The following is a 13415-nucleotide window of genomic DNA, read 5'->3' as shown; positions in this document are numbered from 1 at the left end:
ATGAATTCACATAAAGTCATTTGGCAGGAAGGCATGTTGCTGCGTCCGCAGCACTTCCAGCACAACGATCGTTACTACGAACATCAGATGAAGACCCGCACCCAGTTGCTGGGCAGCTACACCTGGGGTTTCCTGAACCTGGACATCGACTTGCAGTTCCTCAACATGGGCAAAGTGGTGATCAGCCAGGCCTCGGGGATTCTGCCGGATGGCAGCCTGTTCGAATTGGGTGGCAACACCGAACCGTTGGCCCTGGACGTCCCCCCGAACACCGGCAACACGCCGGTCTACCTGGCGCTGCCGCTGGTCACCGGTAACCACATCGAGGCCCGCCGTGCGGAGCAGTCTGACGTGCTGGCGCGCTACACGGCTTACGAAGCGGAAGTCGCCGATTCCAACGCCGGTGACGATTCCTCCAGCCAGGTCAGTTGCGCCCGTCCGGACTTCCGTTTGTTGCTGGGTGAGCAGCAGAGCGATCAGGCCTACGTGAAGCTGAAGATTTGCGAAGTGCTCGACACCACGCCGGACGGCGTGATCAGCCTCGATCCGGACTTTGTGCCGACCTATATACAGGCACATTCATCGAGCTATTTGCTGTCGTGCCTTAAAGAGGTGATCAGCATGCTCGGCCACCGGGGCGACACTATCGCCGACCGGATCCGCTCCAATGGCAAGGTCGGTGGCGCGGAAGTCGGCGACTTCATGATGCTGCAACTGATCAACCGCACCGAACTGCTGCTGCGCCACTACCTCGGTCTGGAGCAGGTTCATCCGGAAGAGTTGTACCGCACGCTGCTGACCATGCTCGGCGATCTGGCGACGTTCTCCAGCGACAGTAAACGTCCGCGCCTGGACAGCCGTTACCAGCACAGCGACCAGGGCGCGAGTTTTCGCAAATTGATGGAAGCGATTCGTCAGGTGCTATCGATGGTGCTCGAACAGCACGCCATCGAACTGGTCCTGCAAGCGCGTCAGTACGGCATCATCGTGTCGCCGCTGCACGACCACAAACTGCTGGGCTCGGCTTCGTTCGTGCTGGCGGCCAGTGCCAACTGCGACTCCGAAGAGCTGCGCCAGCGTTTGCCGGCGCACCTCAAGGTCGGTCCGGTGGAGCGCATTCGCCAACTGGTCAACCTGCATCTGCCGGGCATCAAGGTCAAACCGTTGCCGGTAGCCCCGCGGCAGATCGCGTTTCACTCCAACAAAACCTATTTCATCCTCGAACTCAGTTCCGAAGACCTGGCACAACTCGAGCGCTCCGGCGGCTTTGCGTTCCACGTGTCCGGCGAATTCGCCGAGCTTGAACTGAAATTCTGGGCCATCAGGAACTGACCGACATGACGAAGGACTTGGAACACAATCAGGACGACAAGACCGTCCTGCTCGATCGTCAGGGTCACGGCCCGGCGTCGAGTCCGCTGACTGACTTCGCGGCTCCGCCGCGTTTCGAACAGCTGGAAGAACGGATGATCTACGCCGCGCGCCTGCGTCCGGCCGAAGCGTTCAATATCAGCCTCAACTCGTTGGTGGCCGCCGCGTCCGAGTTGCTGTCGGAAGTCGTGCGCCTCAAGCACAGCGGCAGCCGTGAAGACATGTACGCCCTTAAAGAGCACCTGAGCGGCGCCCTGAAACTGTTTGATGTTCGCGCGCTGCATAACGGCGCCGAAAGCAGCCAGGTGATGGCCGCGCGTTACGTGCTTTGCACGGTGGTCGATGAAGCCGTCGTGACCACGTCGTGGGGCAACGAAAGCGAGTGGTCGCAGATGAGCCTGCTCAGCAGTTTCCACAATGAAACCTTCGGCGGCGAGAAATTCTTCAGCCTGCTGGATCGCCTGTCGAAAAACCCGGTCAAGCACCTGCCGATGTTGGAACTGATGTATCTGTGCCTGTCCCTGGGCTTCGAAGGCAAGTACCGCGTGCAAGCGCGCGGCATGCTCGAACTCGAAGGTATCCGCGACGCCTTGTACCGTCAGATTCGTCAACTGCGCGGCGACGTGCCACGCGAGCTGTCCCCGCACTGGGAAGGCTTGAACGATCAGCGCCGCAGCCTGGTGCGCATCGTGCCGGCGTGGATGGTCGTGCTGTTCACCGTGGTGTGCCTGGTGGTGATGTATTCGGGGTTTGCCTGGGTGCTGGGCGAGCAACGCGAAGCCATTCTGCAACCTTATCAGCAGCTAGATCCGGCCGCGGTCAAGCCGCAGTCGCAGCCGTAAACAGGGACGTGTGATGAAAAAGTTTTTCAAGAAAGTCGGCGCATTCTTGCGCAAGACCTGGGTCTGGACCTTGCTGGTGGTGCTGTTTGTGGCGCTGCTGGTGTGGTTCGTCGGGCCGCTGCTGGCGGTTGATGACTACAAATTCTGGGAAGGTTCGACCTCCCGCCTGCTGACCATCAGTGTGCTGTTCCTGATCTGGGGCCTGACCATGGTCTTCGTCAGCTGGCGCGCGGGTGTGCGCAAGAAGGCGGTCGAGGCAACCGAAGATGGCCAGGATCGCATTCGCCGTGAAGAGCTGATTGACAAAGAGGAGAAGGAACTGAAGGTGCGTTTCAAGGACGCCCTCAAAACCCTGAAAGTCTCGAGTCTGTACCGCGGTCGCAGTGAGCGCTGGCGCAATGATTTGCCGTGGTACTTGTTGATCGGCCCAAAATCGAGCGGCAAAACCAGCCTGCTGGATTTCTCGGGGCTTGAGTTTCCGATTAACAAGATCGACCGCAAACTGACCCGCGATACCCAAGGCACCGGCCACTGCGACTGGTATTTCGCTGACCATGGCGTGCTGATCGACACGGCCGGGCGTTACCTGACCCAGGGCGAGCCCGATGTGGACAGCAATGCCTGGAGCACCTTGCTCGACTTGCTGCGCAGGCGTCGCCGCAACCGTCCGTTGAACGGCGTATTGGTGACCATTCCGGTGGAAACCCTGCTGTACCCCGACGAGAAAGACCTGGAAAACCTGGCGCGCCAAGTGCGCGAGCGCCTGCAAGAGGTGCATCAAAAGCTGCATGTCGACGTGCCGGTTTATCTGGTGCTGAGCAAGGCCGACACGTTGCTGGGTTTTGAAGAGTTCTTCGACCAGTTGACTCGCGAAGAAAGTGATCAGGTGCTCGGCACCAGCTTCCGCAAAGACCAGCGCGGCAGCGATGCCACGGTGCTACGCGCCGAGTTCGAAGAGCTGCTGCGGCGCCTGAACAGCCAAGTGATCATGCGCATGCACCAGGAACGCGACACTCAGCGTCGTGGCCGCATCCTCGACTTCCCGCATCAACTGGGGCTGATCGGCGAGCGCCTGTGTCTGTTCGTCGACATGGCGTTCACCGGCAACCGCTACCAGCGTTCCAGCCAGTTACGTGGTTTCTACTTGACCAGCGCGCCGCACCTGGTCGAAGAAATGGACCAGACAACCGCCAATATCGGCGCCAATCTGGGCTTGAAAACCGGTACGTTGCCGACACTGCGCAGTGGCCGTTCGCGATTCATTCATCATTTGCTCAGCCGCGTCATTTTCCCCGAGGCCGATCTGGCCGGCCTGGACAAGCGCGAACGCAACCGCATTCATTGGGGCCAGCGTGCGCTGTACGTGGGCGCATTGGCCGCGTTGGGCCTGTTCGGTTTGCTCTGGGCGGGCGGTTTCTCGGCCAACTATGAGCGTCTGGAAAACCTGCGCTCCCTGGCCCAAACCTGGACGCAGCAGCGCGCAGTCCTGACCCCGCGTGATGACTCCATGGCGGTGCTCAAGACCCTCGATAGCAGCTACGCGGCGACTCAGGTCTTCCCGAAAAAAGGGGACGTCGGTTACCACGAGCGTGGCGGTCTGTATCAGGGCGAAGACGCCAACCCGGTGGTCAAGGCTGCCTACGAGCGTGAGCTTGAAACTCAGCTGTTGCCAAGGGTCGCGACCCTGCTTGAAGCGCAGATTCGCGCCAACATGCAGGACCGCGAACGCTTGCTTAACAGCCTGCGTGCGTACCTGATGCTGAACATGAAAGACCGTCGCGACGGTCCATGGCTTAAAGATTGGGTGGCCACCGAGTGGTCCCAGCGTTACGCCGGCAACACCGCCGTGCAGAATGGCTTGAACGCCCACTTTGAGCGTTTGCTCAAGCAGCCTTTTATTTACCCGCTGAACGATCAACTGGTGGCTCAGGCGCGTCAGGTCTTGCGTAGCGAGTCCCTGGCTAATGTGGTTTACCGGATGCTGCGCGAGCAGGCCCGCAACCTGCCTGAATACCGTTTGAGCCAACACATCGGCCCACAGGCTTCGCTATTTGTCGGCACCGACTATGTAATCCCCGGGTTTTATACCCAGCAGGGTTATCAGCAATACTTCTCGGTCCAAGGCGCTACGCTGGTCAGCGATATCCTGCGGGACAACTGGGTGCTGGGTGAAGGTTCGGGAATCAGCGGCATGGACTTGCGTCGTCTGATGGTCGAACTGGAGCAACTGTACTTCCGCGACTACGCCAACTTCTGGAGTGAAGCGGTCGGCCAGGTTGCATTACCTGCGATCAGCGACTTCAGCGAAGGCGCCGAGCAACTGGCGGGCCTGACTTCGGCCAACTCCCCAGTGCTGCAACTGCTGGTGGAAGTGCGCGAGAACACCCGGTTCCCGGCAGAAGCCGAACCGGTTGATCAGGCGGCCGATGCCGCTGGGGCACTGGCCGAGCAGAAAGGCAAGTTGGGCAAACTCGGCAAACTGGCGTCTGCCGCCGCCGATAAGGCGTCCGACATGGCCGCCGCGAAAAACCTGCCGGACACCGCCAAGAAATCCCTGCAACGGCGCTTCGAACCCCTGCACCGTCTGCTGGATGACAATAACGGCCCAGCCGCTGACCTGACCCCGGCTTTGCAAGCGCTCAACGACTTGCAATTGCAAGTCGCCAGCCTGGCCCGCGCGAGTTCGCCGGAGCAGGCTGCGTTCGAAATGGCCAAGACCCGCATGGGCGGCCAGCGTGATGCGCTGAGCAACCTGCGCAATGCGTCCAACCGTTTGCCGCGTCCGGTCAGTGTCTGGTTTAACGTATTGGCCGAAGACACCTGGCGTCTGGTACTCAACGATTCCTACCAGTACCTGAACCAGCGCTACCAGAGCGAGCTGTACGGCTTCTATGGCAAGGCGATCAACAAGCGTTATCCGTTCAGCGCCCACAGCACCAGCGACGTGGCGATCAACGACTTCCGCGAGTTCTTCAAGGCCCAGGGCATCGTTGATCGCTTCTTCGACACCTACATGCGTCCATTCGTCAGCGGCGATCCGGGTAACTACCGCATGCGCAGCGTCGACGGTCACAGCCTGCCGATCTCCAAGGTCTACCTCGACCAAATGGCCGCGGCCCAAACCATTCGCCAGAGCTTCTTTGCCGAGAACCCGGCCGAGCCGCAGGTGCAGTTCAAACTTGAGCCGTACACCCTCGACCCGGCCGTCAGCCGTTCCGAGTTCAAGTTTGGCGACAAGACCATCGAATACCGTCATGGCCCGATCGTACCGGTGTCGTTCAAATGGCCGACCGATGCTGAAGATGGTCGCACCAGCTTGGTCCTCGACAAAATGGTCGGTCGCCCGATCGGTATCGAAAAAAACACGGGCCCATGGTCGCTGTTCCGTCTGTTCGACCTGATGCAGACCGAGTACATGACCGGTCGCGACGTGCTGGTGTTGAAAGCAGACGTAGGTGGCCTGCGCGCCAACTACTTGCTGTCGAGCCAACGCACGCCGAACCCGTTTGACATGGGCGTGCTGCGCACCTTCCGTATGCCGGTGCAGCTCTGATGCTGGTTGCCAGTCCTTGGCGCAGCGCTGCGCGTACCGATGCCGGGAAGGTTCGGGCGCGCAACGAAGATGCCTTTCTCGACTCGCCGCAGCAGGGGCTGTGGGTGGTCGCGGACGGCATGGGCGGTCATCAGGGTGGCGACATCGCCAGTCAGTTGATCGTCGCCAGCCTGGCCGAACTGCCGGTGCAGGATGACTTCGACGAGCGACTCAAAGGCATACGCCAGTGCTTGCACTGGCTGAACCGCCGCTTGGGTCAGGAGTTGACCGTCACGGCCGGTCGTCATGACAGCATCATGGGCAGCACCGTGGTGGCGCTGCTGGTAGAAGGCAGTCGCGCGGCCTGCATCTGGGCCGGCGACAGCCGTTGCTACATGTGGCGGGGCCAGCGTTTGTATCAACTGTCCAAGGATCATTCGCTGCAACAGCAACTGATCGACGAGCAAAACATGAGCATCGAGGACGCCCGTGCCCATCCTTCGGCCCATGCCTTGACCCGTGCGGTCGGGGCGGCCGATGTGCTGATACTGGACGTGCTCGAACTCGAGGTTTATCCCGGCGACACGTTCCTGTTGTGCAGCGACGGTTTGTACCAAGGCCTCAGCAGCGATGCCTTGGGCAACGCCCTGAGCCTGACCGCGCCGCACGTTGCGCTGGAGCGTCTGTTCGACGGCGCTTTGCGCGGCTCGGCCCGGGACAACTTGACTGCTGTGGTGATCCGCCGATGACTGAACTCATGCTACCGATCGACGACCTGCTGGTGACCGAAGAGCAGGACAACAACCTGACCTACTTTGCGTTCGCCAAGTCCCTGAACGGAGAGCCGCATAAGGCACAACCCGCACTGGCGCCGACCCGGGCCAGCGTCGGTGAAATGCCCGATGTGCTCGCAGGCCGTTACCGCATCGAGCGCCTGCTCGGTGCCGGTGGCATGGGCGCGGTTTACCGTGCGCGGGACTTGCTGAACGAACAGTTCGGCGATCCCGACCCTTACATCGCGCTGAAAATCCTCAGCGAAGAATTTGCCGAATCGCCGGACGCCAGTGCCTTGCTCTACAGCGAGTTCGCCCTGACCCGACGACTGCGACACGACAACGTGCTGCGTTTTCACACCTTTGAAGTCGACACCGACTGCCAGCGCGCCTTCATCACCATGGAGCTCATGCGTGGGCTGACCCTGGACAAATTGCTCTGCGAGCGGCCCCTTGGCCTGCCGTGGTTTGAGCTGCGCGATATTGCGCTGCCGCTGCTCAACGCGCTGGCCTACGCCCACGCGCGTGGTGTGCTGCACGGCGACATGAAGCCGAGCAATGTGATGCTCAGCGAAGACGGCGTGCGCCTGTTTGACTTCGGTCTGGGTCAGGCAGAAGAGGGCATCTTGCCCGGCCTGCCGCACCTGAGTCGCAGCCGCTTCAACGCCTGGACCCCCGGCTACGCTGCCCCCGAGCTGCTCGAAGGCCAGCCGCTGACCGCCGGCGCCGATGTCTACGGCGTGGCGTGTGTGCTCTACGAATTGGCCGGCGGTAAACACCCATTCCGCCGCTTGCCCTCGACCCAGGCCCGCGACGAGCACCTGGAGCGCGAGCTGCGCGCACCGAAGAATCTACCGAAACATTGCTGGCCAGCCCTGCGCAAAGCGCTGACCTTCAACGCGGCTGATCGCACGATCAGCGCTGCACAACTGCGTGACGCCATGGGCGCCACTTCGTCTTTGCTGCAACGCCTGCGACTGCGGGCGTAACGGATGACTACCGAACAGGGAGCTAGCCATGTTCAACCCCGCTAACGAAACCCACTTCAGCCTCACCGTCGAAGACTACGACGGCGACCTGCAAGTGCTGTCGTTCACCGGCACCGAAGGCATCAGCCAGCCGTATCGCTTTGACCTGGAACTGGTCAGCGAAAACCCGGACCTGGACCTGGAAAAACTCCTGCACAAACAGGCGTTCCTCGCGCTCGACCCACAGGGCTCTGGAATCCACGGCCAGATCTACCGCGTCGCCCAGGGCGATGCTGGCAAACGCCTGACCCGCTACAAAATCTCCCTGGTGCCGCAACTGCAATACCTGCATCACCGCACCAACCAGCGCATCTACCAACAGATGTCGGCGCCGAAAATCATCGCGCTGATCCTCGACGAGCACGGCATCAAGGGCAACGCTTATAGCTTCCAGTTGAGCCAGCCATGCCCGGACCGCGACTACTGCGTGCAGTACGACGAAACCGACCTGCACTTCGTGCAACGACTGTGCGAGGAGGAGGGTATTCACTACCATTTCCAGCACAGCGAAAAAGCTCACCTGCTGGTGTTCGGCGACGACCAAACCGTGTTCCCGAAACTTGGCCAGCCCACCGCGTATGTACAGGGCAGTGGCATGGTCGCCGACGAACCGGTAATCAAAGGTTTCAAACTACGCCTGGAGACCCGCACCAGCCGCACGACGCGCCGCGACTACGATTTCGAAAAACCACGCCTGCAACTCGAGTCCGCCTACAAACCCGAGAGCAATCCCGACGGCGAAACCACCGAACCAGACCTGGAAGACTACGACTACCCCGGCCGCTTCATCGACCGCACACGTGGCAAACTCCTCAGCCAACGAGCGCTGGAACGCCACCGCGCCGACTACCAGCAAGCCGAAGGCTGGGGCGACCAAACCACGCTCAGCAGCGGCCACTTCCTGGAAATCTCCGACCACCCGCGCCAAGAGTGGAACGACCTCTGGCTGCTGACCGAGATTTTTCACGAAGGTAAGCAACCACAAGTCCTTGAAGAGTCAGTGACCAGCGACACCACTGACAACAAAGACGACTTCCACCAGGGCTACCGCAACCGCTTCCTCGCCACTCCGTGGAACGTGTTCTACCGCCCGGCCCTGCAACACCCGAAACCCCGCGTCCTCGGCAGCCAAACCGCCATGGTCACCGGTCCCAAAGGTGAAGAAATCCACTGCGACTCATACGGACGCATCAAAGTGCAATTCCACTGGGACCGCGAAGGTTTGGCCGACGACAAAACCAGCTGCTGGATGCGTGTCTCCAGCAGTTGGGCCGGCGACCGCTACGGCGCCATCGCCATCCCGCGCATCGGCATGGAAGTCCTCGTCACCTTCCTCGAAGGCGACCCCGACCAACCGCTGGTGACCGGTTGCCTGTACCACAAGGAAAATCAGGTTCCCTACGAGTTGCCGGCCAACAAAACCCGCACCGTCTTCAAAACCCTCAGCTCACCGGGGGGCGGCGGATACAACGAACTGCGCATCGAAGACAAGAAAGGCGCGGAACAAATCTTCATCCATGCCCAGCGTGATTGGGATGAAAACATCGAGCACGACCAGAAAATCCGTGTCGGCAATGAACGCCACGATACGGTGGAGAAGAACACCTACACCGAGTTGAAGGCTGAAGAACATCGCACCACGATTGCGGACCGCAAGACTGAAACACGGATGGACGACCACCTGACGATTGGGCAGAACCAGCATGTGAAGCTCGGGACTGCACAACTGACGAGTGCGGGGAAAGAGATACATCTGAAGGCTGGGGACAAGATTGTTATTGAGGCTGGGATGGAGCTGACGGTGAAGGCCGGTGGCAGCTTCATCAAGCTCGACGCCGGTGGGATTACGGTGGTTGGGCCGGTGATCAAGATCAATGCCGGTGGGTCTGCTGGAAATGGGACGGGGATTGGGATTAAACCGCCGGTGCTACCGGGGGCTGCGGATAAGGATAAGGCGGGGAGTTTGATGGATCAGGCGTTGATGAATGCGCCGGAAGAACAGGTCAAACGCCAACCCAAACGAATGCTCAATTTTTCCGGTTAATAACTTCGACGGCGCATGCCTCCAGGGATCAGGAATCAGGTAATTAGTAATGACTGAGACAACAAGCAAAGTAGAGAAATGGTCCTATCCATTGGCAGTGGAGGGGGCAGTAGCGACAGATCCGCAGCAGTTTTATAAGGCACTGGCTAAGGCTAAAGATGGGTACTACCCACTAGGCGCTAACGGTCTTTGGCATGGTGGTGTTCACTTTGATGAGGCCACCGGTTTGGTGAAGGATCTGACGGAAGTCAGATGTATCGCTGATGGTGAGGTTGTGGCGTATCGGATTGATGAGGCTTACCCAAAGTCTGACTTTGGTTCGACACAGTCGGTTTATTCAACGGGTTTCGTGCTGGTCAAACACCGACTTGAATTTCCCACACCTCCTGCGCCAGCCGCAGGAGTGGCACCAGCAGCCGGACCCAGCCTGACGTTTTTTAGTTTGTATATGCATCTGTTGGATTGGGACACCTACAAATTAACGCCGGGCTTGGGCCGACCAGCGTTTTGGAGCGGTGGCACATGGCAAGTTAAATCAACTGCGAACGACCCAATCCTCGGCCTTAGGGTTCGTCAGGAACGCAGCGGTAAACCTGGCTATAACAATGTATTGACCGTATTGCCTCGAGGCACTGTTGTTGAAACCGGCGAAGAGGATCATGGGTGGCTCAAAGTGGTGAGTGTCACGCCCGCTGATGCCAACGTTTCGCCGGGAACAGGCTGGGTCTTCAAACGAGAAATGACTGCGAGTGCAACACCCAATAGCTACGTCATCGGCAGTGCTGCAAAAGACCCAATGACTCCGCCTCAGAAAGGGCTTGCCGTGCATGCAGCGGCCAACCAGTCGAGTGCGACGACAGCCATTCTGCCAATTGGCACTCAAGTGAAAATCGGCAATGAAGGTTCAAGCGGCAAGTATCAGAAGTTGCTAGAAATTGTTGCCGGTAACCCCGTCCCTGAGTTGACTGCCTCCAACGGCATACTCGGCTATGTGTGGGAAGGATTACTTGAAACGAAAAATGAGCCGGCAGAGAAAAATGCTGTCCATCTACTAGAACGACCATTTCCGATCAAGGCTGGGAGCTTGATTGGGCACGTTGGGAAATATCAGAACCACTCTGATCCAGCCCCCAAGAACCTGTTGCACCTGGAAGTTTTCAGCTGTGAGGACGTCAAAGCGTTTACCGAACTCAGCAAGTCCAAGGCCACCAGCTTGCCGGCGACTGAGAAGACACTGCTGAAGATCCCCAAAGGCAGTCCACTTATTACCCATAAACAAGGCATGAATGCTACAAATCCACCTAAAGTGACTGATGCGCATACAGAGACTGGTTATGATTTTTTGATTCCTGTCGGCTTGCTTGAGGCTTTGCCTGCGGAGAAAAAAATCAGGGCTCCAGTCGTTATGGGCGGAAGCACTAGCTACACGCTTTGGTGGCGTTTGGATGGGCTTCTGGGGGATGCGGCAGGTAATGAGATCAGCGGTTGGTTTGCCGAACCAGATATTGCGTTGTCACGTCATTCGCCTTTTGAGTGGGATGGCTTCAGTTTCATCGAAGAAACCGTTAGCAATGTGGATCACCTGGCTGCATTCCTTCATGCTCAGGAAAGTCTGACTGAAGAGGAGCTAGCGACGTACCTGCCGAACGTAGGAACCGCCAACGATGGCGCTGCGAAGCAGCAGTTGTATAAAATACTGGATAAAAATGGCAATAAAAAACTTACCCCCTCTGAAATAAAAGAAGCATTCGGAAAACCTTGGTTCTCCCAGCCTATATCTCAGATGGTCACGCGTTATGAGAGTGAGTGGCAATATAAGCAATCAAAGTGGGACTCCCTGGATGAACTAATGGGGCACAGCGATTCGGATCCGCATAAGGAGTGGGTTGAGGAGAAGGCGCGTATTGAGCGCCTGAGTTGGTGGGACAAGCTGAACGGGCAACATGGCATCACCAGCGACATTAATATTCAGCACATTCACCCACTCGGGCTATTGGCTGGATTTTTGTCAGGATGTCCGGAGAAGTGTAAGGCAGAGGTCTATAACTTAGATACGACGGTTGGGCCATATGTTGTATCCAAAAAGCTATTTGAGTTTCTTCTGGCGATTGAGGCGTACAGAGAGCATCCGTATGCCTTGACCGATGATAATAGCGGTATAACCATAGGCTACGGCTATGATCTTGGGCAGCAAACGGCTGCCGGCGTAGATGCGGAGCTTAAAGATCTTTATACAGCAGATGAGATCGAGAGTTTGAAAGGCGCTTTGGGTAAGAAAGGTCAGGATGCCAGGGATTATGTTTATAATGTAAGTTCTATATCAATTAGTAAGGACAATGCTCTTAAGTTGGCGGTTATTATGAAGAAAAGATATGCTCAGCAAGTTGTTGATGTGTATCCCAAGGCCATAAATCTGCACCCTGACTGTCAGGGGGTGCTTCTCTCTCTTGTAGTGAATAGAGGGAATGCACTAACCGGAAATACCCCGGTTAAGGCACAGAAGCGTATAGAAATGAAGCAAATAAAAGAAGATTTTGATAGCGACAAACCTGAGCTTATTCCTTCACGACTTCGTAGTATGAAAAGACTTTGGGAGAATGATCCTCAAACGGCCGGGGTAGCGACAAGGCGTGAAAAAGAAGCGGTTTTTTTTGAGGAGGCTTTAAAATGCAATTGCTGGAAGTGATTAATAAAATATTTGTTGTCTGTGTTTTGTCTGTTTCCGCGGGTAATGTACTGGCGGATGCTAATTGTAGCGCCACGAATTTAACTAACCCTGACATTATCAACTGTTCGCAGCAGTCGTTCGCAAAAATTGATAAACTTCTTAATGAACAATATAAAGCATTATCTTCCGAATTGGATCCATCATCTAGACCCGAATTGCTGAGTGCGCAAAAAAGCTGGATTAAACTGAAAGAAAGTTACTGTGCGGAAGAAGGAGATGGGGCTACTGGTGAAGAATTGCCGATAGATAAGCTTTCCTGCATTAAGCAGTTTACGAGCTTCCGCTTGAATGAACTCGTGTATCTGCGCACCGGTGTAATTGGTGATGGATTTTACAAAGCTGTCTCAGTGGTCAATGAGAAAACTACTGCTATGAATTACTCTAAGGCTGTTGAGTACGTAGGCGGAGACACAGATTTTGGACCGTCATGGAAGGAATATGCAGAAAAAAATTGCACCATGACTAAGAAGTTATATGGCGAAACTGCCGAGAGATGTATGGCGCGTATGCGGTTTCAAATCCCAATCTATTAAGTTGGCGTCAACAAAGGGGTTGATATATCCGTCCCCCGGCTCTGAAGATTGCTAATCTGATTGATGCATGACTTAAGAGCGAAAGGGGACGGATTTATTAATGGGTAGGCCGCACCATGATCTGTCTATAATAAATACGTGCCTTTTCTATTTTGATTTCTCTTCAGTGTTGTTGCCAATAGGCAGTTTAAATGTTTAAAAGATATCATGTGCTCGAATTACTCGTTTTGCTCTTCTCCCTACCCGGTCATGCAGATGAAGGCCAGCTTGATATCACTGGTTCCCCTGGAGATTTGCTGCAATTCAAAAATTGGCATCAGCATGGAGGATGGACCGATGTAGAATATTATGGGCCTAACAACGCATTTAGAATATATCACCTCCCGAGTCAGACTAGAGTCTGCACCTATAGGCAGGGTGATTTACTCAGATGCGCAATCGGTTTCCCCTGATAGGAAATTTATACTGGTATATCGAACTGATTTCGGCGATGTAATCGACGAACAGTGTAATGCGGTAAATTCCGAACAAGCGCACTGTGAGGCAATATCCTTAGAGAGCGGC

8 protein-coding genes are annotated in these 13415 nt (G+C 56.7%); all 8 read left to right on the top strand.

All coding sequences use genetic code 11. The features are described 5' to 3' along the window. Genes tssK through RHM68_RS25095 form a run of 8 tightly spaced genes read left to right on the top strand, consistent with a single transcriptional unit; the run spans position 1 to position 12851 of the window. A complete protein-coding gene (tssK, locus tag RHM68_RS25130; protein WP_322219677.1) occupies positions 1 to 1332 on the top strand; it encodes a type VI secretion system baseplate subunit TssK in 1332 nt (443 codons plus the stop codon). 5 nt (positions 1333 to 1337) lie between these two features. Then, a complete protein-coding gene (gene icmH, locus RHM68_RS25125) occupies positions 1338 to 2213 on the top strand; it encodes a type IVB secretion system protein IcmH/DotU (RefSeq protein WP_322219676.1) in 876 nt (291 codons plus the stop codon). A 13-nt stretch (positions 2214 to 2226) separates the two neighbouring features. Continuing rightward, positions 2227 to 5766: a type VI secretion system membrane subunit TssM gene (gene tssM, locus RHM68_RS25120; RefSeq protein WP_322219675.1), complete on the top strand. Its 3540-nt coding sequence runs from the start codon at positions 2227 to 2229 to the stop codon at positions 5764 to 5766. Beyond that, the gene (locus tag RHM68_RS25115; RefSeq protein ID WP_322219674.1) at positions 5766 to 6494 is read left to right on the top strand and encodes a PP2C family serine/threonine-protein phosphatase; all 729 of its coding nucleotides are present in this window, start codon (positions 5766 to 5768) and stop codon (positions 6492 to 6494) included. Before tssM ends, RHM68_RS25115 begins: the two co-directional genes overlap by 1 nt. Further along, entirely contained in the window at positions 6491 to 7507 is a 1017-nt protein-coding gene (locus tag RHM68_RS25110) for a serine/threonine-protein kinase (protein ID WP_322219673.1), read from the top strand. Before RHM68_RS25115 ends, RHM68_RS25110 begins: the two co-directional genes overlap by 4 nt. A gap of 28 nt (positions 7508 to 7535) precedes the next feature. Beyond that, positions 7536 to 9590, top strand: coding sequence for a type VI secretion system tip protein TssI/VgrG (gene tssI / locus RHM68_RS25105; protein WP_322219672.1), 2055 nt, complete (start codon positions 7536 to 7538; stop codon positions 9588 to 9590). Positions 9591 to 9639: 49 nt separating this feature from the next. Then, positions 9640 to 12276 carry a pesticin C-terminus-like muramidase gene (locus RHM68_RS25100; protein WP_322219671.1) on the top strand — a complete coding sequence of 879 codons (2637 nt, stop codon included), beginning with the start codon at positions 9640 to 9642 and terminating at the stop codon, positions 12274 to 12276. Continuing rightward, positions 12258 to 12851, top strand: a complete 594-nt coding sequence (locus RHM68_RS25095; protein ID WP_322219670.1) for a lysozyme inhibitor LprI family protein — start codon at positions 12258 to 12260, stop codon at positions 12849 to 12851. The genes RHM68_RS25100 and RHM68_RS25095 overlap by 19 nt, the downstream gene beginning before the upstream one ends. Positions 12852 to 13415 lie beyond the last annotated feature (564 nt).

It is taken from the genome of Pseudomonas sp. DC1.2, from assembly GCF_034351645.1.
GTDB lineage: Bacteria > Pseudomonadota > Gammaproteobacteria > Pseudomonadales > Pseudomonadaceae > Aquipseudomonas.
Note: the sequence above shows the minus strand (reverse complement) of the source record. Positions and strands in the feature narration are given on the sequence as shown.

Excerpts from the sequence above, each read along its gene's own strand:
- tssK (WP_322219677.1), top strand. The coding sequence starts at position 1 with ATGAATTCACATAAAGTCATTTGGCAGGAAGGCATGTTGCTGCGTCCG.
- icmH (WP_322219676.1), top strand. The coding sequence starts at position 1,338 with ATGACGAAGGACTTGGAACACAATCAGGACGACAAGACCGTCCTGCTC.
- tssM (WP_322219675.1), top strand. The coding sequence starts at position 2,227 with ATGAAAAAGTTTTTCAAGAAAGTCGGCGCATTCTTGCGCAAGACCTGG.
- RHM68_RS25115 (WP_322219674.1), top strand. The coding sequence starts at position 5,766 with ATGCTGGTTGCCAGTCCTTGGCGCAGCGCTGCGCGTACCGATGCCGGG.
- RHM68_RS25110 (WP_322219673.1), top strand. The coding sequence starts at position 6,491 with ATGACTGAACTCATGCTACCGATCGACGACCTGCTGGTGACCGAAGAG.
- tssI (WP_322219672.1), top strand. The coding sequence starts at position 7,536 with ATGTTCAACCCCGCTAACGAAACCCACTTCAGCCTCACCGTCGAAGAC.
- RHM68_RS25100 (WP_322219671.1), top strand. The coding sequence starts at position 9,640 with ATGACTGAGACAACAAGCAAAGTAGAGAAATGGTCCTATCCATTGGCA.
- RHM68_RS25095 (WP_322219670.1), top strand. The coding sequence starts at position 12,258 with ATGCAATTGCTGGAAGTGATTAATAAAATATTTGTTGTCTGTGTTTTG.